At 63.4% G+C, this 22,434-nt stretch carries 16 protein-coding genes; 6 read left to right on the top strand and 10 right to left on the bottom strand.

What is annotated here, in order from left to right; all coding sequences use genetic code 11:
- The first annotated feature begins 11 nt into the window (after positions 1-11).
- The 3 genes from LOY37_RS21365 (at position 12) to LOY37_RS21355 (ending at position 4,901) form a co-directional block, all read left to right on the top strand.
- Positions 12-3,176, top strand: a complete 3,165-nt coding sequence (locus tag LOY37_RS21365) for a CusA/CzcA family heavy metal efflux RND transporter (protein WP_258715669.1) — start codon at positions 12-14, stop codon at positions 3,174-3,176.
- A gap of 100 nt (positions 3,177-3,276) precedes the next feature.
- Positions 3,277-4,605 (top strand): OprD family porin, encoded by a 1,329-nt coding sequence (locus LOY37_RS21360; RefSeq protein ID WP_309475535.1) that lies wholly within the window; start codon positions 3,277-3,279, stop codon positions 4,603-4,605.
- A 98-nt stretch (positions 4,606-4,703) separates the two neighbouring features.
- Entirely contained in the window at positions 4,704-4,901 is a 198-nt protein-coding gene (locus LOY37_RS21355; RefSeq protein WP_045197655.1) for a hypothetical protein, read from the top strand.
- 73 nt (positions 4,902-4,974) lie between these two features.
- Here LOY37_RS21355 and cmoB read toward each other — a convergent pair whose 3' ends face one another.
- The 7 genes from cmoB to LOY37_RS21320 form a co-directional block, all read right to left on the bottom strand.
- Positions 4,975-5,931 (bottom strand): tRNA 5-methoxyuridine(34)/uridine 5-oxyacetic acid(34) synthase CmoB, encoded by a 957-nt coding sequence (cmoB, locus tag LOY37_RS21350; protein WP_258715667.1) that lies wholly within the window; start codon positions 5,929-5,931, stop codon positions 4,975-4,977.
- Positions 5,928-6,671 carry a carboxy-S-adenosyl-L-methionine synthase CmoA gene (gene cmoA / locus LOY37_RS21345; protein WP_093380069.1) on the bottom strand — a complete coding sequence of 248 codons (744 nt, stop codon included), beginning with the start codon at positions 6,669-6,671 and terminating at the stop codon, positions 5,928-5,930. The genes cmoB and cmoA overlap by 4 nt, the downstream gene beginning before the upstream one ends.
- Before the next feature lie 85 nt (positions 6,672-6,756).
- Positions 6,757-7,149, bottom strand: coding sequence for a protease inhibitor I42 family protein (locus LOY37_RS21340; protein WP_045197660.1), 393 nt, complete (start codon positions 7,147-7,149; stop codon positions 6,757-6,759).
- A 191-nt stretch (positions 7,150-7,340) separates the two neighbouring features.
- Positions 7,341-9,761, bottom strand: a complete 2,421-nt coding sequence (lon, locus tag LOY37_RS21335; protein WP_258715666.1) for an endopeptidase La — start codon at positions 9,759-9,761, stop codon at positions 7,341-7,343.
- A gap of 128 nt (positions 9,762-9,889) precedes the next feature.
- Positions 9,890-12,298, bottom strand: a complete 2,409-nt coding sequence (locus tag LOY37_RS21330; RefSeq protein WP_123564639.1) for a glucose/quinate/shikimate family membrane-bound PQQ-dependent dehydrogenase — start codon at positions 12,296-12,298, stop codon at positions 9,890-9,892.
- A 30-nt stretch (positions 12,299-12,328) separates the two neighbouring features.
- Positions 12,329-13,687 (bottom strand): carbohydrate porin, encoded by a 1,359-nt coding sequence (locus LOY37_RS21325; protein WP_045197666.1) that lies wholly within the window; start codon positions 13,685-13,687, stop codon positions 12,329-12,331.
- Positions 13,688-13,940: 253 nt separating this feature from the next.
- Complete coding sequence (locus LOY37_RS21320) at positions 13,941-16,001, bottom strand: TonB-dependent receptor (RefSeq protein ID WP_258715665.1); 2,061 nt, start codon at positions 15,999-16,001, stop codon at positions 13,941-13,943.
- A gap of 197 nt (positions 16,002-16,198) precedes the next feature.
- On the opposite strand from LOY37_RS21320, the gene LOY37_RS21315 reads away from it, so the two are divergent.
- Entirely contained in the window at positions 16,199-16,420 is a 222-nt protein-coding gene (locus tag LOY37_RS21315) for a VF530 family DNA-binding protein (RefSeq protein WP_045197670.1), read from the top strand.
- A 4-nt stretch (positions 16,421-16,424) separates the two neighbouring features.
- Positions 16,425-17,078: a Pr6Pr family membrane protein gene (locus LOY37_RS21310; protein WP_258715664.1), complete on the top strand. Its 654-nt coding sequence runs from the start codon at positions 16,425-16,427 to the stop codon at positions 17,076-17,078.
- 9 nt (positions 17,079-17,087) lie between these two features.
- Here LOY37_RS21310 and LOY37_RS21305 read toward each other — a convergent pair whose 3' ends face one another.
- Both LOY37_RS21305 and LOY37_RS21300 read right to left on the bottom strand, forming a co-directional pair.
- Complete coding sequence (locus LOY37_RS21305; protein ID WP_213603415.1) at positions 17,088-17,855, bottom strand: siderophore-interacting protein; 768 nt, start codon at positions 17,853-17,855, stop codon at positions 17,088-17,090.
- Complete coding sequence (locus tag LOY37_RS21300; protein ID WP_045197676.1) at positions 17,852-18,421, bottom strand: PadR family transcriptional regulator; 570 nt, start codon at positions 18,419-18,421, stop codon at positions 17,852-17,854. The genes LOY37_RS21305 and LOY37_RS21300 overlap by 4 nt, the downstream gene beginning before the upstream one ends.
- Before the next feature lie 224 nt (positions 18,422-18,645).
- Here LOY37_RS21300 and LOY37_RS21295 point away from each other — a divergent pair, with 224 nt between their 5' ends.
- Positions 18,646-19,140, top strand: a complete 495-nt coding sequence (locus LOY37_RS21295; protein WP_045197678.1) for a C40 family peptidase — start codon at positions 18,646-18,648, stop codon at positions 19,138-19,140.
- On the opposite strand, the gene LOY37_RS21290 is transcribed toward LOY37_RS21295, so the two are convergent.
- On the bottom strand, positions 19,137-22,271 hold the full coding sequence (locus tag LOY37_RS21290) for a transglycosylase domain-containing protein (protein WP_258715663.1): 3,135 nt from the start codon (positions 22,269-22,271) through the stop codon (positions 19,137-19,139). The two genes, LOY37_RS21295 and LOY37_RS21290, sit on opposite strands and share 4 nt — an antisense overlap.
- Positions 22,272-22,434: the final 163 nt, after the last annotated feature.

Raw genomic sequence — 22,434 nt, 5'->3', positions numbered from 1 at the left:
GGGAAGCTCACATGTTCGAACGCCTCATACAATTTGCCATCGAACAGCGCCTGATGGTGCTGCTGGCGGTGCTGCTGATGGCTGGGCTTGGGGTTGCCAGCTACCAGAAGCTGCCGATCGACGCCGTGCCGGACATCACCAACGTCCAGGTGCAGATCAACACCCAGGCCGCGGGCTTTTCGCCGCTGGAAACCGAGCAACGCATTACCTTCGCCATCGAAACCGCCATGGCCGGCTTGCCGGGGCTGGAACAGACCCGTTCGCTGTCGCGCTCGGGCCTGTCGCAGGTGACGGTGATTTTCGAAGAAGGCACCGACCTGTTCTTTGCCCGGCAACTGGTCAACGAGCGCCTGCAGCAGGCACGTGAACAATTGCCCGAAGGCGTTGAAGCGGCCATGGGGCCGATCTCCACCGGCCTTGGCGAGATTTTCCTGTGGACCGTCGAAGCGGCTGACGATGCGCGCAAGGCCGATGGCAGCCCGTACACGCCGACCGACCTGCGCGAGATCCAGGACTGGATCATCAAGCCGCAACTGCGCAACGTGCGCGGGGTGGCGGAGATCAACACCATCGGCGGTTTCGCCAAGGAATACCAGATTGCCCCAGACCCCAAACGGCTGGCGTCCTACAAGCTGACCCTGGGCGACCTGCTCACCGCCCTTGAACGCAACAACGCCAACGTCGGCGCCGGCTATATCGAGCGCCGTGGCGAGCAGTTGCTGATCCGCGCGCCGGGGCAACTGGCCGGTCTCGATGACATTGCCAATATCGTCCTGGCCAACGTCGACGGCACGCCGATCCGCGTGCGCAATGTCGCCGAGGTCGGTATCGGTCGTGAGCTGCGCAGCGGCGCGGCAACCGAGAACGGCCGCGAAGTGGTGCTCGGCACGGTGTTCATGCTGATCGGCGAGAACAGCCGCACGGTGTCCCAGGCGGTGGCGCAAAAGCTGGTAGAGGTCAACCGCTCGCTGCCGCCAGGGGTGAGCGCGATCACCGTCTACGACCGCACCAACCTGGTCGACAAGGCCATTGCCACGGTGAAGAAGAACCTCATCGAAGGCGCGATCCTGGTCATCGTCATTCTATTCCTGTTCCTCGGTAACATCCGTGCGGCGCTGATCACCGCCATGGTCATCCCGTTGTCGATGCTGTTCACCTTCACCGGCATGTTCAGCAACAAGGTCAGTGCCAACCTGATGAGCCTGGGCGCGCTGGACTTCGGCATCATCGTCGATGGCGCCGTGGTGATCGTTGAAAACGCGATCAGGCGCCTGGCCCATGCCCAGCAGCATCACGGCCGCCTGCTGACCCGTTCCGAACGCCTGCACGAAGTGTTCAATGCCGCCCGCGAAGCACGCCGGCCGCTGATTTTCGGCCAGTTGATCATCATGGTGGTGTACCTGCCGATCTTTGCCCTGAGCGGGGTCGAGGGCAAGATGTTCCACCCGATGGCCTTCACCGTGGTCATCGCCTTGCTCGGCGCCATGCTGCTGTCGGTGACCTTCGTGCCGGCGGCCATCGCCCTGTTCGTCACCGGCAAGGTCAAGGAAGACGAGAACCTGCTGATGCGCAGCGCCAAGCGTGGTTATGCGCCGCTGCTCAAATGGGTCATGAGCCATCGCCCGCTGGCGTTCTCCCTCGCCGCGATTACCGTGCTGCTTTCGGGTGTGCTGGCCAGCCGCATGGGCAGCGAGTTCGTGCCGAGCCTGAGCGAGGGCGACTTTGCCCTGCAGGCCCTGCGCGTGCCCGGCACCAGCCTGAGCCAGTCGGTGCAGTTGCAGCAGCGCCTGGAGCAAAGCGTGCTCAGCCAGGTGCCGGAGGTAGAGCGGGTGTTCGCCCGCACCGGTACCGCCGAAATCGCCTCGGACCCGATGCCGCCGAATATTTCCGACAGCTACGTGATGCTCAAGCCACAAGAGCAATGGCCCGATCCGGGTAAGAGCCGCGAGCAACTGATCGCCGATATCCAGCGTGCCAGCGCGCGGGTGCCGGGCAGCAACTATGAGTTGTCGCAGCCGATCCAGTTGCGCTTCAACGAGCTGATTTCCGGGGTGCGCAGTGATGTTGCGGTGAAGGTGTTTGGCGACGACATGGCGGTGCTCAACAGCACTGCGGCGAAGATCGCCAGTACCTTGCAGGCGGTGCCGGGCGCCTCGGAAGTGAAGGTCGAGCAGACCTCGGGGCTGCCGGTGCTGACCATCGACGTTGACCGCGACAAAGCCGCGCGCTATGGGCTCAACGTCGGCGATGTGCAGGACACCATCGCCGTGGCCGTTGGCGGTCGCCAGGCCGGGACCTTGTATGAAGGCGATCGGCGTTTCGACATGGTGGTGCGCTTGTCCGACACCCTGCGTACCGATATCGACGGCCTGTCGCAGTTGTTGATACCGGTGCCGGCCAGCAGCGGCAGTGGCGGCCAGATCGGCTTTATCACCCTGGGCGATGTCGCCAGCCTTGAGCTGGTGCAGGGCCCCAACCAGGTCAGCCGTGAAGATGGCAAGCGCTTGGTGGTGGTCAGCGCCAACGTGCGCGGTCGCGATATTGGCTCGTTCGTCGACGAGGCGGCGGCGCGCATCGACAGCCAGGTGAGCATTCCGGCCGGTTACTGGACCCGCTGGGGCGGTCAGTTCGAGCAGTTGCAGTCGGCGGCGCAGCGCCTGCAAGTGGTGGTGCCAGTGGCGTTGCTGCTGGTGTTCGGCCTGTTGTTCATGATGTTCAACAACCTCAAGGACGGGCTGCTGGTGTTCACCGGCATTCCGTTTGCCCTGACCGGCGGGGTGGTTGCCCTGTGGCTGCGGGATATCCCCCTGTCGATCTCGGCGGGCGTGGGCTTTATTGCGCTGTCTGGGGTCGCGGTGCTCAACGGCCTGGTGATGATTGCCTTTATCCGCGGCCTGCGCGAGCAAGGTCGTTCGCTGCACCAGGCGATCGACGAAGGCGCACTGACGCGCTTGCGCCCGGTGTTGATGACTGCCCTGGTGGCGTCCCTGGGCTTTATCCCCATGGCCCTGGCCACCGGCACCGGTGCCGAAGTGCAGCGACCGCTGGCCACTGTGGTGATCGGCGGCATTCTCTCGTCGACGGCGCTGACCTTGCTGGTACTGCCGGCGTTGTATTACTGGGCGCACCGCAAGGATGAAGAGCAGGAGGTCGCATCCGAGGTGACGAAACTGTAATTCGCCGCTCATCTTCGGGTTATTCAGCCCTTGTCAGGATACCCATGGCGCCCGCATTGCGGGCGCCATGGGTATCTCTGCCAATAATCAGGAGTTGAAGATGGGGAACAAATCCACAGCCTGTTTTACCGGCGCCCTGGCCCTGGCCAGTTGTGCGACCGCCAATGCCGTCAGCCAGCCCGCAGGCGGAGGCTTTGTCGAAGACAGCAGCCTGACGGTGCTCAGCCGTAACTTCTATTTCAACCGCGACTACCGTAACGGTGAGCAATCGCCTACCGGCAAGGCCGGTTACGCCGAGGCCTGGGCCCAGGCCTTTATCGCCCGCTTCGAGTCAGGTTACACCGAGGGCACGGTCGGTTTTGGCCTGGATGCCCACGCCATGCTCGCCCTCAAGCTCGACAGCGGCGATGGCCGCAGCGGCGGGCGCAGTTCGTTCGACATGCTGCCGGTGGACCGCAATGGCGATACCGCCAGCAACTTCAGCAAGCTCGGTGGCGCGATCAAGGCGCGCTTGTTCGACACCGAGCTCAAGTTCGGTGACGTGTTCCCGACCACTCCGGTGGTGCATTTCGGCGACTCGCGGCTGTTGCCGGAAAGCTTCACCGGCTGGACCCTGGAGAACACCAGCCTGGCCGGCCTGAAAGTGCAGGGCGGGCGCCTGCATGCCATGAGCCAGCCGCTGTCGAGCAACAACCGCGACGGTTTCGTGACTTTCTACGCCGGCCCCGTGGATTCGCCCTGGCTGGGCTATTTCGGCGGCGATTACCAGGCCACCGACAACCTCAGCCTGAGCCTCTACAGCAGCCGCCTGAAGGACGCCTGGGACCAGTACTACGCCGGAGTCAGCTACAAGTACCCGATCACCCGCGACCTCACCGGCTTTACCAGCTTCAACTACTACAAGGCCAAGGACGAGGGCCAGCAACTGCTCGGCACGTTCGACAACGACATCTGGAGCGCCCGCGTTGGCGTCAGCTATGGCGCCCACACCCTGGCCTTGTCGCACCAGCGCAACCAGGGTGACAACGATTTTGACTATCTGCGCCAGTCCGACTCGATCTACCTCGACAACTCGATCCAGTACAGCGACTTCAACTCGCCGAAAGAGCGCTCGTGGATGCTCCGTTACGACCTCGACATGGCCGCCTATGGCGTGCCGGGCCTGTCGTTCATGAGCCGCTACGGGCGCGGCAGCGGCATTGATTACTCCGATGCCAACGGCGTGTACATGCGCCGCGATGCCGAGGGCAACCCGCTGACCGGGCAGAAGCGCTGGGAGCGCGATATCGAGGCGAAGTATGTGGTGCAGTCCGGCAGCCTCAAAGACCTGTCGCTGCGCGTGCGCCAGGCCACGACCCGGGCCACGGCATTCGAATCGGACCTCGATGAGGTGCGCCTGATTGTCGAGTATCCGCTGACCGTGCTGTAAGGCGAATCTTGCAGCACTGTAATGTCCGCCTCACCTTGGCGTTAGCTTGCCCCCCGTAAGATTGAACTGTCCTGAAATTCAATCACGAGGTGAGCAACATGAGCCTGAACAAGTATGTGCTGATGGCCGTATTGGCCCTGGGCAGTAGCGCGGCACTGGCCGAAGGCGGGGCGGAGCGTTCCAGGCAGTTCTGGGAAAACTTCCGCCTCAGCCAGGAGCAGATTCACGGCAAGAAGGACCAGGCCGTGGCCGAGTCCGAGCGTGAGAGCAAACAGAAGCAGGTCGCCAAAGAGTAGCTCCGTTCACCTTGGAAGCTCCCCAGCTCCTTTGGAAAAGGTGAATCTTCGGCGCCCGTTACGGGCGCCTGTTTTATTTGCGCGCCACCAGTACGGCGCGGCGCGGCGCTGGCAGGCCTTCGATGGTGCGGCTGTGGTCGTCGGGGTCGAGGAAGTCGCTGAGCGACTGGTAGCGCATCCACTCGGTGCTGCGCTGTTCTTCGATGCTGGTGGTGCTGACATCGACGCAGCGCACATCGCTGAAACCGGCACGGCGCAACCAGCGTTCAAGGGCCGGCACCGACGGCAGGAACCAGACGTTGCGCATTTGCGCGTAGCGGTCTTCCGGCACCAGCACCTGGTTTTCGTCGCCTTCGATCACCAGGGTTTCCAGCACCAGTTCACCGCCCTTGACCAGGCAGTCCTTGAGCGCCAGCAGGTGCTCGATGGGCGAGCGGCGATGGTAGAACACGCCCATGGAGAACACCGTGTCGAAACCTTCGAGGTTGGCCGGCAGGTCCTCCAGGGCGAAGGGCAGGTGCCAGGCCGGCAGCTGCGGCAGGTAGCGCTGCACCGCCTGGAACTGGCAGAAGAACAGCCAGTTGGGGTCGACGCCGATGACGCTGTCGGCTCCGGCGCCGAGCATGCGCCACTGGTAGTAACCATTACCGCAACCGACATCCAGCACCCGCTTGCCCTTGAGGTCCAGGTGCGGGGCGACGCGCGACCACTTCCAGTCCGAGCGCCATTCGGTGTCGACGTGCACGCCGAACAGGTCGAACGGCCCCTTGCGCCACGGCGACAGGCCCATCAGCGCCTGCTGCATGCGCGCGCGGGTGTCGTCGTCGCAGTCGCAATCGAGGTTGAGGCCGTTCTGCAGATCGATGCGCGTGGGTTCCAGCACTGGCAAGGCATCCAGCGCCGCTTGCCAGCGTTCCAGGTCGCCATGACCTTTTTCCATCTTGGCGTCGAGTTGCGCTTGCAGGCCTTGCGCCCATTGCGCCAGGGGGGTGCCCGCCAAGCGGCGGACCAGGGGGGACAGATCAATCATGGCAGGGCAATCAACGAGGCAAAGTTAAGGCATTGGAACCAGGGCACAACCTTGGAGAAACCAGCCGCCAGCAGGCGCTGGCGGTGTTCTTCGAGGCTGTCGGGCTTCATCACGTTCTCGATGGCGCTGCGCTTCTGGGCAATTTCCAGTTCGCTGTAGCCATTGGCGCGCTTGAAGGCCACGTGCAGGTCGGTGAGCAGCGCGTGTTCATCCGCGTCTTCGAAGCGCAGCTTCTCCGAAAGGATCAGCGCACCGCCCGGCAGTAGCGCCTGGCGAATACGTGTGAGCAGCTCCAGGCGTTGTTCGGGGGCAATGAACTGCAGGGTGAAGTTCATCGCCACCACCGAGGCCGGCTGGAACTCAAGGGCAAGGATGTCGCCTTCGATCACCTCGACCGGCAACAGCTCCTGGAACATCGAGTCCTGGGCATTGAGGTACTGCCGGCAGCGCTCGACCATGGCCGCCGAATTGTCGATGGCAATCACCCGGCAACCGTCGCTGCGCACATGCCGGCGCAGCGCCTGGGTCACCGCGCCGAGCGAGCTACCCAGGTCATACAAGGCGGTGTTGGGCTGGGCGAACTGGGCGGCGAGCACGCCGAGGTTCTCGACAATGGTCGGGTAACCGGGCACCGAACGCTTGATCATGTCCGGGAACACCCGCACCACGTCTTCGTTGAAGGCGAAGTCGGGCACCTGGCCAAGGGGCTGGGCGAAAAGGCGGTCGGGTTCTTTGCTCACGGGGGCAATCCAGGCGTTGGGCGGTAAAAGGCCGGCATTTTAGCCAAACTGGCGCCAGGATGCATGGCCCGCTGACCAGCGCGGCCTACTTGACCGTGATTGCGCAGTCGAAGGTCTGCACCGGGCGCACTTCCGGGGCCCAGGGTTGCTGGTAGACCAACAGCAGATGGCCTTCACCGGCGCCCTGGGCCTGGAAACGCCACACCGATTGCCCGGCGCTACCGACGATGCCGGCATCTTCCGGGTGGCTGTAGACCTCGGGGCCGAGGCTACGCAGGATGCCTGCGGCCGGGTTCTGCACCAGCCAGCGATAGCCGGTGCTGGGGTTGCTCGGTAGGGTCAGGGTGAGGTTCTGGCCGTTTTGCAGTTGCAGCGGGCAGTCGGCCTGGTTGTCCAGTTCGACGTTGTGCACAGGTTTTTGTGCGCAGGCAGCTAGCAGGGCAAGGCCCAGGGGAACGAGCAGGCGGGCGGCAGTCATGATGGCTCCGGATAGGCGACGAAAGCGCAGCATAACCGAAGATGATCGCGGGGCAAGGGCCTGCATCGTCTGTGGGAGCGGGCTTGACCCGCGATGAGGCCGGTACAGCCAGCACTCCAGGTGAAGCCTGAATTGCGCCCGCTGCGCGCCCGATCGCGGGGCAAGCCCGCTCCCACATCTATGGTCCGGGGTTAGAACAGCACCTTCGCCACATCACTGAAGCGCTTGGCGAAGTGCACGCTCAAACCCTCCTTGAGGTAATCCGGCAATTCTTCGAAATCACCGCGGTTGGCTTCCGGCAGGATCAGCTCGAAGATTTTCTGCCGCCGCGCCGCAATCACCTTCTCGCGCACCCCGCCAATCGGCAGGACCTTGCCGGTCAGGGTCAGCTCGCCGGTCATGGCCACGCCTTTCTTCGGCGCCTGGTCGCGCGCCAGCGACAGCAGCGCACTGGCCATGGTCACCCCGGCGCTGGGGCCGTCCTTGGGCGTGGCGCCTTCGGGTACGTGCAGATGAATGAAGGCCTCGTTGAAGAAGCTCGGATCACCGCCATATTGCTTGAGGTTGGCGCTGACGTAGCTGTAGGCAATTTCAGCGGACTCTTTCATCACCTCACCCAACTGGCCGGTGAGCTTGAAACCACGATTGAGGGTGTGGATGCGCGTCGCCTCGATCGGCAGGGTAGCGCCGCCCATGCTGGTCCAGGCAAGGCCGGTGATCACGCCTTTGCCGGTCAGCACCTGTTCGCTGCGAAACACCGGCATGCCCAGTGACGTTTCGAGGTCCTTGGGGCCGATCTTGATCTTTTTCTCGGGATCTTCGAGCAGTTGCACCACGGCCTTGCGCACCAGCTTGCCCAGCTGTTTTTCCAGCTGGCGTACCCCGGCTTCGCGGGCATAACCCTCGATCACCGTGCGCAAGGCGCTGTCGCTGATGCTCAGGCTGGTCTTGGCCACCCCGGCCTTTTGCAACTGCTTGGGCCACAGGTGGCGCTTGGCGATGGCCAGTTTTTCTTCAGTGATATAGCCGGACAGGCGGATCACTTCCATGCGGTCGAGCAACGGCCCGGGGATCGAGTCGAGGGTGTTGGCGGTGCACACGAACAGCACCTTGGACAGGTCCAGGCGCAGGTCCAGGTAATGGTCGAGGAAGTCGACGTTCTGCTCCGGGTCGAGGGTTTCCAGCAGCGCCGAGGCCGGGTCGCCCTGGTAGCTCTGGCCCATCTTGTCGATCTCGTCGAGCATGATCACCGGGTTCATCACCTCGACGTCTTTCAGCGCCTGCACCAGTTTGCCCGGCTGGGCGCCGATGTAGGTGCGGCGATGGCCCTTGATCTCGGCCTCGTCGCGCATACCGCCGACGCTGAAACGGTAGAACGGTCGGCCCAGGGATTCGGCAATCGACTTGCCGATGCTGGTCTTGCCAACCCCCGGCGGGCCTACCAACAGCACGATGGAGCCGCTGATCTCGCCTTTGTAGGCACCCACGGCGAGGAACTCGAGGATGCGTTCCTTGATGTCATCGAGGCCGGCGTGATGCTGGTCGAGCACCTTGCGCGCGTGCTTGAGGTCGAGCTTGTCCTTGCCGTAGACCCCCCAGGGCAGGGCGGTGGCCCAGTCCAGGTAGTTGCGGGTGACGGCGTACTCGGGCGAGCCGGTCTCGAGGATCGACAGCTTGCCCAGCTCTTCGTCGATGCGCTTTTGTGCGGCTGCGGGCAGGGTCTTGCCTTGCAGGCGCTGCTCGAATTGTTCGAGGTCGGCACTGCGGTCGTCTTTGGTCAGGCCCAGCTCCTGCTGAATGACCTTGAGCTGCTCCTTGAGGAAAAACTCGCGCTGGTGCTCGCCGATCTGCCGGTTGACCTCGGCGGAGATCTCGTTCTGCAGGTGCGCGACTTCGACCTCTTTACGCAGCATCGGCAGGACTTTTTCCATGCGCTTGAGCATCGGTACGCAGTCGAGCACTTCCTGCAGCTGATTGCCGGTGGCCGAGGTCAGCGCCGCGGCAAAGTCGGTCAGCGGCGACGGATCGTTGGGACTGAAGCGGTTGAGGTAGTTCTTCAGCTCTTCGCTGTACAGCGGGTTGAGCGGCAGCAGCTCCTTGATCGCGTTGATCAGGGCCATGCCGTAGGCCTTGACCTCGTCGGTCGGCTCGCTGGGTTGATGCGGGTACTCGACCTCGACCAGGTAAGGCGGGCGATGGTGCTTGAGCCAGGTACGGATGCGCACCCGGGTCAGGCCCTGGGCGACGAACTGCAACTTGCCGTTCTCGCGGCTGGCGTGGTGAACCTTGACCAGGGTGCCGTACAGCGGCAGGGCCGAGGTGTCGAAATGACGGTGGTCTTCCGGCGGCGTGTCCATGAAGAACAGGGCCAGGGAGTGGTGCGGGGTCTTGGCGACCAGGTCCAGGGTTTCGGCCCAGGGTTCTTCATTGACGATCACCGGCAATACTTGCGCGGGGAAGAACGGGCGGTTGTGGATCGGGATGATATAGACCTTGTCCGGCAGCTGTTGGCCCGGCAAAGCAAGGCTATGGCCGCTGTTTTCGGCGGCTTCGAGATGCTCGACTTCGGCGTTTTCCTCGGGACGTTCCGGTAGATCCTGCTGATCGCTCATGGCGCACCTGCTCAATGACTATGGTGCTTAGATGGGGCGGGTGGAGCAAAGATTCAAGCTTCAAGCTACAAGCCGCACGTGAGGAGCGCGGTGCTTGCAGCTTGAAGCTTGTAGCTGGCAGCTAAGGCCTACTCAGCCAGTTTGTAAGCGATTACGTAATCGCCCATCTTGGTACCCAGCGAGCCGTGACCACCAGCGGTCACCAGCACGTACTGCTTGCCGTCCTTACCGGTGTAGGTCATCGGCGTGGCCTGGCCACCGGCCGGCAGGCGCGATTTCCACAGTTCCTTGCCGGTGTTGCTGTCATAGGCACGCAGGTACTGGTCCAGGGTGCCGCTGAGGAAGCCCAGGCCGCCGGCGGTGACGATCGAGCCGCCCATGCTTGGCACGCCAATCGGCAGGCCGATCGGGATCGGCGAGCTATCGCGGCTGGTGCCGTTCTTGTGCTTCCACACTACCTGGTTGGTGGTCAGGTCGATACCGGCCACGTAACCCCAGGCTGGCGCCTGGCACGGTACGCCCAGTGGCGACATGAACGGGTGCATGATCACCGCATAGGGTGCGCCGGTGTTCGGCTGCACACCGCTGGTTTCGCTCTCGCGCTTGCTGCCGGCGGCGACTTCGGCGCGCGGCACCATCTTCGAAACGAAGGCCATGTAGTTGGGGCTGGTGAACAGCAACTGGCGGACCGGGTCGACCGAGACGCTGCCCCAGTTGAACACGCCGACGTTACCCGGGTAGACCAGGCTGCCCTGCACCGACGGTGGGGTGTACTGGCCTTCGTAGCGCAGTTCGCGGAACTGGATGCGGCAAAGCATCTGGTCGAACGGGCTGGCGCCCCACATGGCCTGTTCGGTCAGGTCCGGGCCGAGCAGGTTGAGGTCCGAGCGGGCCTGGGTCGGCGCGGTATGATCGCCTTCGACCGCACCTTGCGGTACCGGGATTTCGCGGATCGGCACGATCGGCGTACCGTCGCGACGGTCGAGCACGTACAGGCTGCCTTGCTTGGTCGGGGCGATCAGCGCAGGTTTGACGCCGTCTGCGGTCTTCAGGTCGAGCAGGGTTGGCTGGCTGCCGACGTCCATGTCCCACAGGTCGTGGTGGGTGAACTGGTAGTTCCAGCGGACTTTGCCGTTGGCAAGGTCCAGCGCAACGATACCGGCGCTGTACTTCTCGGCGCCCGGGGTGCGATCAGCGCCCCACTGGTCGGGGGTCTGGTTGCCCAGCGGGAGGAAGACCATGCCCAGTTTTTCGTCGACACTTGCCAGCGACCACATGTTCGCCGAGTTGCGGCTGTAGGTCTTGCCCGGCGCCAATGGTGCGGTGTCGTCCGGGTTGTTGCTGTCCCAGTTCCATACCAGGCGGCCATCGTGCACGTCGTAGGCGCGGATCACCCCGGACGGCTCGTTGGTCGACTCGTTGTCGGTGACATGGCCGCCGATGATCACCAGTTCGCGGGTGATCGCCGCAGGCGAGGTGGAGTAGTAACCGCCGGCGGTGAACGGGCCGATGCCGGTGGTCAGGTCGATCACGCCCTGGTTGCCGAAACCTTCACAGACCTTGCCGGTGTCGGCGTTGAGGGCGATCAGACGGGCGTCGGCAGTCGGCAGGTAGAGGCGACGCGGGCAGGCGACGGCAACGGCCTGGCCGGCATCGCTGATTTTCGGCGCCGGGCTGCCGTCAACGTTGACGTAGTTGTTTTCGTCGTAATACGACACACCACGGCAGGTCATATGGGCGAAGCCCTTGAAGCCCACCGGGCTCTTGATCTGCGGGTCGAAACGCCAGATTTCGGCACCGGTGTCCGGGTCCAGGGCCAGCACCTTGCTGTGGGCGGTGCAGGCGTACAGCTTGCCGTTGACCTTCAGCGGGGTGTTCTGGTTGGTCAGCTCGACCGGGTCGTTGTCGGTCGGCAGGTCGCCAGTGCGGATGCGCCAGGCTTCCTGCAGCTTGTGCACGTTCTGCGGGGTGATCTGGCGCAGCGGCGAGTAGCGGTCGCCGAATTCGGTACGGCCGTAGGCCTGCCACTCGCCATCCGGCATCTGCGGCGCAGTGCTGCTCATCTCGGCGCTTTCGCGGCCCAGCTCGCCCTTGATTTCACCCGGGTGGGTGAATTGGCTGGCCACTGCAGTAGCGCCCGATAGCACTACGGCCAGGCTCAGCAGGCCGCTGTTGACCTTGGACGGGTTGCCCAGCAGCGGGCGGCGTGCCCACGGCAGCAGCAACACCACACCCAGGGCGAACCACAGGGCCAGGCGCGGCACCAGCTGCCACCAGTCCAGTCCCACTTCCCACAAGGCCCACAGCGTGCTGCCGAGCAGCACCAGGCCATACAGGCCCAGGGCGTGGCGGCGCAGGGCCAGCAAGAGGATGCCGGACAGGGCGAAGCCGATGCCGGCGATCAGGTAATACAACGAACCGCCCAACTGGCTCAGTTTGATACCGCCAGCCAGCAGGGCCAGGCCCATCAGCAACAACAGCACACCGATCAGTCGCGGCAGCCAGCGGGTTCTACTCAAGGCACCATCAGTGCTCATCGTGTGTTCTCCGTTAGGTGAAAAGGGTGGTTAGAAACTGCTCTGGATCTTGATCCCGCCGATCAGCGCGTCATCGACCTGGCTCACGCCACCGGGGTGGCGGATGTACTGCAGGTTCGGGCGCACGGTCAGCCAGTCGGCCAGGTGGATGCCGTAGTACAGCTCGGCGCTGTATTCGGTGTCCTGGATCGGACGGAACAGGGAGTCGTTGAAGTCGCTGACGTCGCGGGCCTGGTTGATGGCCTGGGCGTTCTTGCGGTAGGCAGGGTTGACGTGCACGCGTGCCAGGGCGAAACCGATGTCGTCCTTGGCGCGGGCATCGAAGGGCCCCTTGTACACCACACCTGCCTGAACATAGTTGTCGATGGCATTGGTCTTCTTGTCGTGCAGCGTGGCGTTGGCGAATACGCTCAAACCACGCGAATGGTCAGATGCCAGCGACGTCACCTGTTGCTGGGCACCGAGCCAGAAGCCGTGCTTGCTCGAACTGCTGCGGTAAGCCTGGCCGCTCAGTGCTGCCGGTTGATCGTTGCTGTCCTTGTAGACATCGCTTGCCTTGGCATTACTGTAGTAGTAACCGGCGCGATATTCCCCTTTCAGGCCATTGACCGCCGGGCTCCACACCAGTTCGACCGGAATCACCGCGCCCTGGGTGCCGCTGCCGCTGAGCTTGAAGCCGTTGCCGCGATCGAGGTTGGAAGGGTTCTGTTCGTAGGCGCCGATCTGCGCGTACAGCTCGGGAGTCAGGTTGTACTTGACCCGCAGGGCCCACTGGCTGACCGGCCAGTTGTACCAGATGTCACCGACCCAGTTGCCCACCTGCGAGCCGCAGAACGCCAGGTTCTGGAAGTCGCACGGGAAGCTGTTGAAGTCCTCGCCCTGGCCGAAGCGGCCGAATTTCACATCCAGCGCGCCGTCGAAGTATTTCTGCTTGATCCACATCTGCGTCAGCCGCCAGGTTTGCCCACGTCCCCAGACTTCCTGGGCCGAGGTAAAGCCGCCAACGCGCGGGTCGTTGATGCGGTCATTACTGATGTTGTTGCCGTGACGCTCGGTGACCGTCAGCTGGAACTCGGCATCATGCCAGCCAAGGATCTTCTGCAGGTCCAGGTGGGTGCCGAGGGCGAACTGGTCGCTGTAGCGCGCGGTCTTGTCGTTGTCATGGCCGCCGTGCAGGTTGGCGCCCATCTCGCCGGTATAACCGAGGGTGAAGTCGTAGCCGCGTTCAGCCAGCTCCGTGCGGGTGCCGCCCCAATCGCCAAGCATCCATGGCGAGTCGCTGGCGAACATCGCCGCGGCCTGGGCGCAAGGCGCGAGGCTGGCGATGGCCAGACCCGAAAGCAGTGTCCGGGTGGCGGGGGAAAAGCGGAAACGATCGTTCTGAGGCATGAGATAGCGCTATCTTTTGATTATTGAAAAAACGGCAAGGCCACCGAGTTCCGAGGATCATCGGCGATAAAGCTGCAGGGAAATAGACTGAAGCGGTTCAGCTTGCGGCGGGGAGGATATAGCTGAACTTGTAAGAAAAAAAGTCAATTCAGCAAGAGGCACCGTTGCCGGATTGGTAACAGTGCGGTTGAGGCAGGCGACTCTGATCCGCTGTGGGAGCCAGCAAGGCCGGCGCCCACAGGGGGCTATTGTTTTAGAAGGTGGTACGCAAGCCGACTTCGACACTGCGCCCTGGTGCCGGGGCGATGTCACGCAGGATCGAACTTGAGTAGCGCACGGTCTGGTCGGTCAGGTTCTCGCCCCGGACGAAGGCCAGCCACTGGCTCTGGCCGATATCGAAGCGGTAGCCGACGCTGGCGCCGAGGGTGGTGTAGCCGTCGGTGCTGGTCTCGTTGGCCGGTTTCTTGTGCTGAGCGCTGGCGTGCTGCACGTCCACCCGCGCCTGCCAGCGATCCAGTTCCCACAACAGGCCGCTGTTCAGGCGCAGCGGGGCGATGCGCGGCAGGTCTTCGCCGGTGTCGAGGTTCTTGGCCCGGGTATAGTCGCCGGACAGCTCCAGGGCAAAGCTGCCATAACGGTTCTGCGCCAGTTGCCAGCGGTCCTGGGCCTCGATGCCGTAGAAGCGCGCGCGAACCCCGTGGTAGAGGTATTCGGGTACATCGCCGCCGTGGTCATGATCATGGTCGTGATCGTGGTCTTCATCGCCGTGATCATGGTCGTGGTCGTGGCCTTCGCGCAGGTTGCCGCTGGCCAGCAGGCCGATGTAATTGCGAAAGTGGCTGTAGAACACACCGACGCTGCCCTTGTGCGTGCCGTTGTCGAAGCGCAGGGCCAGGTCGCTGGAGATGGCTTTTTCCTTGCTCAGGTTCGGGTCACCGACCTCGTAGGTGCCGGTGGCGACGTGGGCGCCGTTGGCGTACAGCTCGTAGAAGGTCGGAGCACGCTCGGTGTAGCCCAGGGTCGCGGCCAGGGACCACACCGGGGTCAGCTCGTAGACCGCGCCGGAGGACAGGCTGGCGGCGGTGAAACTGCTTGAACGATCAGCCTCGGCAAAACGTTCGCTGCCCTTGCTGTCGGGTTCGACCCGGGTGTGCTCCAGGCGCCCGCCGAGGCTCAGGTTCAGGCGTTCGGTGGCTTGCCACTGCTCGAGCATGAACAGCGCCAGGCTGTTGGTGTCGGTGTGCGGCACGAAGGCTTCTTCGCCGAGGGCGGAGAACTCGTTGCGGCTGACCTGGGCGCCAATCACCCCTTCGACTGGCCCCAGTGGCTGATGCCGCGCCTCGACCCGCGCCTCGTAGCCTTTGTTCTTGAAGGTGGTGTGCACCTCGCCGCTTTCCAGCTCGCGGTGCTGGTAGTCGGTATAGCCAAGATCGACCTTCACCGAACTGAACGGGCCGTCGAGGTCGCGCAACTCCGAAGCGAAGCCGTAATGATCCTGCTGCATGTCCAGGCGCACGCCCGGTTCGGCCACCGAGCCGTAGTTGGAGTCATAACGGCTGTAGGAAAGGCCCGCATAGCCGTGATCCCAATGGTAGGAACCGCCAACGGCACCGCCGTCCTGGCGACCGTCGCTGTTTTCCAGGCGATGCTTGCTGCCCGGTTCGTCGGCGTCGCGCACTTTCGAGCTGCGGGCTGCGCCTGGGATGCGCAGGTCATTGAACTGGCGGCTGTTGGCGTCCAGGTGCAGGGCGAAGCGGCCATCACCAGCCTCCAGCTTGCCGGCGCTGCTGCGGGTGGTGTCGGCGCCGCCATAGCGCAGCTCGCCGGCGCCGTGAATGCCGTCGATGGGCGAAGTCGGAATGCGGTTGTCGAAGCTGTTGACCACCCCGCCGATGGCGTTGCCACCGTAGAGCAGGGCGGCCGGGCCGCGGACGATTTCGATACGCTCGACGGTGGCCGGGTCTAGCGGTACGGCGTGGTCATAGGACAGCGACGAGGCATCCAGGGCGCCAACGCCGTTGCGCAGGATGCGGATCCGGTCGCCGTCCAGGCCGCGGATCACCGGGCGGCTGGCACCGGGGCCGAACCAGGTCGAGGCGACGCCGGGCTGGTTGTTGAGGGTCTGGCCGAGGCTGCCTTTTTGTTGCAGGGCCAGGTCGTCGCCATCGAGCACAGTGGTGGGCGCAGCCAGCTCGCTGTTGCCCAGCGGGTTGGCGGTGATCACCTGGGGTTGCAGTTCGACAGCCTGGCTCACGGGGGACGCGAGCCAGAGCGCAGCGGCAAGGGGAGAGAGGCGCAGGGGTAAGTGACGCATGGAGGAAAGGGGTCCTTGGCAGTGTTATAGTGTTGATACAATATAACATTACCATCAAAGATAAAACGCTCAAGCGCTGGCTAGAGCCTTTGCCCACACTAGAATGTCTGTTAGCAGCACCTGGGATGCGAAAAGTCTGAAGACTTGCAGCCGTGCCTCGGCTAAGGTGCGCACCTTTCGTTGGCTGGAGCACAGGCATGACCGCCGCTAATCAAAACCCGCTGCATGGCGTGACCCTGGAGCAGATCCTTACCGCGCTGGTCGCGAAGTACCAATGGGACGGCCTGGCTGAGCGCATTGATATCCGCTGCTTCAAGAGCGACCCGAGCATCAAGTCGAGCCTGACCTTCTTGCGCAAGACCCCCTGGGCCCGCGAGAAAGTCGAGCGCCTGTACCTGAAAATGCAGCGCGGCCGCTGAGCCGGTGAGCCGGCGCAGGCTGCTGATTGCCCTGGCTGCGTGCCTGGGCTGGAGCGCGCTGGCGATCCAGATGTACCTGCTGTTGCTGGCACGCTGGCAGGAGCAGGCGAGCCTGCTGGGCGGCCTGGTGACCTTGTTCAGTTTTTTCACCGTGCTCAGCAACACCCTGGTCGCGGTGGTGCTGAGCCACGCGGCATTCGGCCGCGAGTCGGCGCTGCGACGGTTCTTCCTCGCGCCCTGGGTCAGTTCCGGGATTGCCGCGAGCATTATCCTCGTGGGCCTGGCCTATAGCCTGTTGCTGCGGCACCTGTGGCACCCGCAAGGTTGGCAATGGCTGGCGGACGAGCTGCTGCACGATGTCATGCCGCTGCTGTTCGTGGTCTATTGGTGGTGCTGTGTGGAGAAGGGCAGCCTGCGTTTCAGGCATTTGCTGGCCTGGCTGCTGTATCCGCTGGGGTATTTTGCCTACGCACTGCTGCGCGGGCATGTGATAGGTGTCTATCCCTATCCGTTCATCGATGTGGCCGAACTGGGCTATGGCCAGGTGCTGCTCAATGCGCTGGCGATTCTCACCGGGTTTGTCGCCATCAGTCTGCTGTTGCTCGGCCTCGATCATTGGCAGGGCGGGCGCCTGGCCAAGGCCAGGACGCAACCCTGAGGCAGCCGTTCATTCGTCGTGCGGGTCGAGCTGCCAGTACGAGGCGGCTTTGATCAGGTCTTCCTTGACGCCCTTGTCATCGATCAGCAGGCGCTTGGCCTTACGCATCAGCGATTTTTCCAAGGCTACCCAGGTATACAACTGACCGCTTGGCAAGGACAGATCCTTCACTACTTCAAGCAGATCCTGCTGCTGGCGCAGAACCCAGATCACTTCGACCTGCGCGGCGCTGGCCAGTGCTTGTTGCTCCTGGGCATTCTCGATCTCGATCACTGCCAGCACCTTGCGGCCGGCCGGCAGTTCTTCCAGGCGCCGGGCGATGGCCGGGATCGCGGTTTCGTCACCGACCAGCAGGTAGCTGTCGAAGATATCCGGGACCACCAGCGAGGCCCGTGGCCCGGCCATGTTGAGCACCTGGCCGACTTGCGCCTGGGCCGCCCAGGTCGAAGCAGGGCCGTCGCCGTGCAGGACAAAGTCGATGTCCATCTCGCCGCCGGCCAGGTCGATGCGCCGCGGCGTGTACTCGCGCATGGTCGGGCGCAGGCCGTCGCGGCTGAAGTCGAGGTTGTCGAGCACGGCCTGTTCTTCTGCCGAGCAGGCGAACATCAGTTTGACGTGATCGTCGCTGCCAACGCTGGTAAAGCCCTGCAGTTCTGGCCCGCCGAGGGTGATGCGGCGCATGCGCGGGGTCAGCTCGGTGACCCGCAGCACGTTCAGGCGGCGGTGCTTGATCTCGTGGTTGACGCGGTGAATGGTGGCGTTTTCGCTAACAGTCATTCGGCTTGCTCCGTTGAGGTCGCAATGGGCCCTGCGACGATGGCTTTGGCGGTGTCGTTGAGCAGGGTGCGGACCCGCTCGATTTCTGCCGGGTTCCAGCGCCCGCTGTGCATCTGCAGGGCATGGCGCAGGTTGTGGACCGCTTCGTGGATCTCGGCCGGGCGGTCGTGGCCGCGCAGCGAACGCTTGCTGACTTCAATGCGCATGCGCACCCCGTCCAGGGCGATGGCCTGGTCGGCCAGGGACTTCTCCCCGGCTGCGGTAATGCCGTAGAGGCGCTTGCTGCCCTGGGTCTGGCCGCTGATCAGCTCGGCTTCTTCAAGAAAATTCAAGGTCGGGTAGATCACCCCGGGGCTGGGGCTGTAGCTGCCATCGAAGAGGCTTTCGATCTGGCGGATCAGGTCGTAGCCGTGGCAGGGCTGCTCGGCCAGCATCGACAACAACAGCAGTTTCAGGTCGCCTGGGGCAAACACGCGGGGGCCGCGATCGCCGCGTTCACGGCCGTGACGGCGTTCGAAGCCGTCATGCCGGTCGCCATGCTCGCGGTGGGGATGATGGTCACGCATGGGGGATCTCCGTTTGCGTTAGATGTATCTTCAGATATTACTCAAGATATATCTTAAAGCAAGCGCGAGAATAAGAATATTTCTCATGAAAAGCGTAGGACGTGCTGAATTCGTGTAGGAATGCTTAAGGTTTTTCCTACAAGCGCCTCAGATTGGCTTGATCTACACCCACGGAAATCACCCCTAAGATTCGCCACGTTTTCTTCACCTGTGAGTATTTCACCGTGGCGCGTTCAATTTTTTTCATCAGCCTGCTCTGGGGGCTGTCGTTTTTTGCCCAGGCCAATTTCTCCGTTACCCAAATCGCTCGCGAGCACACGGTGCGGCACGAGCTGGAAGCCAACCTCGATCGTCTGGTCGAGCGTGCACACGAGTTGATCGGCGTGCCGTACCGCTGGGGCGGCATGTCGGTCAAGGGCGGGTTTGATTGCAGCGGCCTGCTGGTCTACCTGTTCCGTCACGAGGCCGATATCAGGATTCCGCGTACCACCGCGGCGATGCTCAAGTCCGGTGCCCGGACCATCAAGCAGAGCCAGTTAAAACGTGGCGACGCGGTGTTCTTCAACCGTAATGGCCAGGGCCGGATCGGCCACGTCGGCCTGTACATCGGCGAAGGGCGTTTCATCCACGCCCCACGAACCGGCAAGAACATTCGTATCGATTCGCTGAGCAACAGTTACTGGGCCAAAAGCTACACGACCGCCAAGCGCTTCCACTAACGCTGGACCATCCGCGGCGGCTTGCACAGGGTGTGGCTGCCTGGTTCCAGGTAGGGCATCAGGATTGGCGCCATGCCCTTGAGCACCTGCACCGGCAAGGCCGAGGTAAAGCGGAAGGATTCCGCCGCACGGCCAGGCACGAAGGCGGTGAGGGTGCCGAAGTGGTTTTCGCCGAGGTAGAACACGAAAGTCGCGGTGCGGTTCAGCGAGCGTGAGCCGATCAGCCGCCCGCCGGCACCGAAGCTTTCGATGCGATTGTCGCCGGTACCGGTCTTGCCGCCCATCACCAGCGGGGTGCCGTCGGCCAGTTTGAAGCTGCCCGACACCCGCCGCGCAGTACCGGCGTCGACCACTTGCGAGAGGGCGCCGCGCAGGGCCCGGGCAACTTCCACCGAGAGCACCCGCTGGCCGAGGTCGGGGTCGCTGGTCAGGCGGGTTTCATACGGGGTGTCGGCGGCGAAGTGCAGGGTGTCGATGCGCAGCACCGGCAGGCGTACGCCATCGTTCTGGATGATCCCGATCAGCTCGGCCAGGGCTGCCGGACGGTCGCCGGAGCTGCCGATGGCGGTGGCCAGCGACGGCACCAGGTGGTCGAACGGGTAGCCGACACGTTTCCAGCGCTGATGAATATCGAGGAAGGCTTCGATTTCCACCAGGGTGCGGATACGGCTGTCGCGTGCGCCCTTGTGCCGGCTCTTGAACAGCCAGCCATAGACTTCCTGACGCTCGAAGTGACCGGCCTCAGCCGCCTCCTGGAAGGTGGCGCTGGGGTGCTGGAGCAGGTAGCCAAGCAGCCACAGGTCCAGTGGATGGACCTTGGCGATAAAGCCCTGGTCGGGCAGGTCGTAGGCGCCCGGGCGGTAGGCTTCGTACAGCTCTTGCAGGCGTTTCTCGGTGACGGTGTTCTGCTTGGTCGCCGGGGTCTTGTTCTCGACCCGGTCCTTTTTCAGGTGCGCCTGGACGAACGCGTTGAAGGTCGCCTGGTCAGCCTCGGGAAACAGGTAGCGGTGCACTGCGGCCAGGCGGATCGGGGTGACCCGCAGGCTGTCGAGGAAGGTGTCCAGGCGCTGCTGCGACGTCTTGCGCTGGTACTTCTTCCAGAACCTGCGCATGTAATCGGTGCCTTCCTTGTCGGCAAAGCGTGCCAGGTACTCCTGGCGGCGTGGCTCGGCATCGTCCTTGAGCAGGCTGGCGCTGTTGCCCGGCTGCTGGTAGGTGCTGTAGCGCACCAGGTCGCGCATCAGGCGAATAAACGGCAGGTTGATCGACTCGCGCAAGGCGTCTTTGAGGGTAGGGATACGGCCGTTGTCTTCCTTGCGAAAGTTGTTGAACACATGCAGGCCGCCGCCAGTGAAGAAGGCTTCGCCGGGGCTGGCGGAATACTTGCGCTCAAGGGCGGCGTTGAGCATGGCGCTGAGGTCGCGGTACTTGTTCTGGATCAGGTAGTCGATGGCCCAGCGGGTAATGAAGTCCAGTTCCGCCACCGGGACTTTTTTCAGCTCCGCAGCCGGGGTGTTGGCGTACTTGTCGTGCAGTTCGCCGATGATTTCCAGGTAGCTGGTCAGCACTCGCAGCTTGGCGGTCGAGCCCAGCTCGAGCTTGCTGCCTTCGTTGATGTCGAACGGCTGGTCGGTGCTGTCGGTCTGCACCCGCACCCTTGAGCCGTCGGCGGTGCGTTCGAGCAGGGTGAAGCTATAGCGCACCTGGGTGGTACTGGTCGGGGTCAGCAGGCGTTCGCCGAACAGGCCCATTTTTTCCGCAAAGGCCGGGTCGGCGAGGTCCTTGAGGTACTGGCTGACCTGGCCCTGCAAATCCGACTGCAGGGTGCTGGTGGCCGACAGGTCGAGACGGTCGAGGTCGTACAGTGGCCGGCCGAGGGCCGAAGACAGCCGGCTGCGGGCAACGCTGATGCCTTTGTTGGTGACGATTGGCTGAATGGTCGGCTGGGCCACCCAGTCGCGGTAGATGGCCTTGCTGGCCAGGGCGGCGTCCGCCAGCGGCTTGTCGATGATGTTGCTGGCCGCGAGGATGCGGATGTGGCTGTCGGTCAGCAACGCCAGTTCCGCCCGGCCCTTGGACAAAAAGTGCGAGGGCCGGCGTTGAGCGATCATCAGCGACAGCACCTGGCGCAGGGCCAGGCCACGGGCGGCGAGGCTGGCCGGGTCGGTGTCGGTGGACGACAGGGCCTGGTTGACCTGGGCGAAGTCGGCGCCGTACCAGACCCGCAAGCCTTCGGCCATGCCATGTACTTCACCATGCCCGGGAACCGCCGACAGCGGCACGCTATTGAGGTAATCACGGACGATGCGCTGGCGGGCTTGCAGGGTCTGCGGGCCATCCTGATAAGCGCGCACGCTGGCGGAAATCATCTGGCGAATCTTCTCGCTGCCCGAGGCGGTCAGGCCGTCGGGCGAATGCCGGTATTTTTCCAGTTGGGTCGCCAGGGTACTGCCGCCTGCCGACTGGCCGGGCAGGGCCAGGTACTTGGCCACCTGGGTGTAGGCCGCTTTGGCGAAGCGCGGCCAGTCCACGGCGGGGTTGTTCAGTGGGTCGTCGGGGTCGAGCAGGTCGCGGTTCTCGATGAACAGCAGGCTGTGGACGATGACCGGCGGGATCGAGGCGAAGTCGGGGTACAGGTGCTGCGGGTAATGAAACTGGTACAGGGCGTCGCCCTTGCAGTCGGTAATCGACAGGCCTGCCTGAATCTTCTCGGCATAAGGCACGAAAAAGCCATGATCGACGTAGTCCATCAATGCGGGCGAAAAACGCGTCTGTTCATTGATGACGTAGTCCCGCTTGAGCAGGCGCGGCAGGAACTCCCCCAGCGAGCTGTAGCCCAGGCGCTTGTCGAACGGGCCGTCGCCAGGGTAGCGAATGGCATCGCTGGGGCCGGGTTGCATGGAATAACTGAGGGTCGCGGCGAACTGGCTGAATTCTCGCGCCTGCAGGCGCGAAGTGCGCATTTCTTCGGAGGCGGCATAGCCCAGGGCGATCAGGGCGAGCAGCAGCACCAGCCACAAAAGGCGCCACCAAAGACGGCGCTGGCGTGGGCTTTTCGGCAATGGCGAAGGTTCGAGGTGTTCAGAGGGAGCTTCCGTACTGTTCGGTTCCGATTGCCACAATGCGCCCATAGTCTTCAGCCCGGCTACGTATTTTCGTCTTGCTTGCCTGAAGCTTAGACGGTGGCCGGGTTTGGTGAAAAATTTGTAGTCAGTTGCCGGGCATTTCCTAAAAACGTGTCAGAAATGCGCCTTTGGTGGAGCTTGAATTGCCCCGTTTTGGTGCTATGTTAGC

The organism is Pseudomonas sp. B21-012 (genome assembly GCF_024749305.1).
Taxonomy (GTDB): Bacteria; Pseudomonadota; Gammaproteobacteria; order Pseudomonadales; family Pseudomonadaceae; genus Aquipseudomonas.
This window is presented reverse-complemented; position numbering and strand designations above follow the sequence as displayed.

What these genes read in the sequence shown, in the direction of transcription:
- LOY37_RS21365 (WP_258715669.1), top strand. Translation starts at nt 12, where the DNA reads ATGTTCGAACGCCTCATACAATTTGCCATCGAACAGCGCCTGATGGTG.
- LOY37_RS21360 (WP_309475535.1), top strand. Translation starts at nt 3,277, where the DNA reads ATGGGGAACAAATCCACAGCCTGTTTTACCGGCGCCCTGGCCCTGGCC.
- LOY37_RS21355 (WP_045197655.1), top strand. Translation starts at nt 4,704, where the DNA reads ATGAGCCTGAACAAGTATGTGCTGATGGCCGTATTGGCCCTGGGCAGT.
- cmoB (WP_258715667.1), bottom strand. Translation starts at nt 5,931, where the DNA reads ATGATTGATCTGTCCCCCCTGGTCCGCCGCTTGGCGGGCACCCCCCTG.
- LOY37_RS21340 (WP_045197660.1), bottom strand. Translation starts at nt 7,149, where the DNA reads ATGACTGCCGCCCGCCTGCTCGTTCCCCTGGGCCTTGCCCTGCTAGCT.
- lon (WP_258715666.1), bottom strand. Translation starts at nt 9,761, where the DNA reads ATGAGCGATCAGCAGGATCTACCGGAACGTCCCGAGGAAAACGCCGAA.
- LOY37_RS21330 (WP_123564639.1), bottom strand. Translation starts at nt 12,298, where the DNA reads ATGAGCACTGATGGTGCCTTGAGTAGAACCCGCTGGCTGCCGCGACTG.
- LOY37_RS21325 (WP_045197666.1), bottom strand. Translation starts at nt 13,687, where the DNA reads ATGCCTCAGAACGATCGTTTCCGCTTTTCCCCCGCCACCCGGACACTG.
- LOY37_RS21320 (WP_258715665.1), bottom strand. Translation starts at nt 16,001, where the DNA reads ATGCGTCACTTACCCCTGCGCCTCTCTCCCCTTGCCGCTGCGCTCTGG.
- LOY37_RS21315 (WP_045197670.1), top strand. Translation starts at nt 16,199, where the DNA reads ATGACCGCCGCTAATCAAAACCCGCTGCATGGCGTGACCCTGGAGCAG.
- LOY37_RS21305 (WP_213603415.1), bottom strand. Translation starts at nt 17,855, where the DNA reads ATGACTGTTAGCGAAAACGCCACCATTCACCGCGTCAACCACGAGATC.
- LOY37_RS21300 (WP_045197676.1), bottom strand. Translation starts at nt 18,421, where the DNA reads ATGCGTGACCATCATCCCCACCGCGAGCATGGCGACCGGCATGACGGC.
- LOY37_RS21290 (WP_258715663.1), bottom strand. Translation starts at nt 22,271, where the DNA reads ATGGGCGCATTGTGGCAATCGGAACCGAACAGTACGGAAGCTCCCTCT.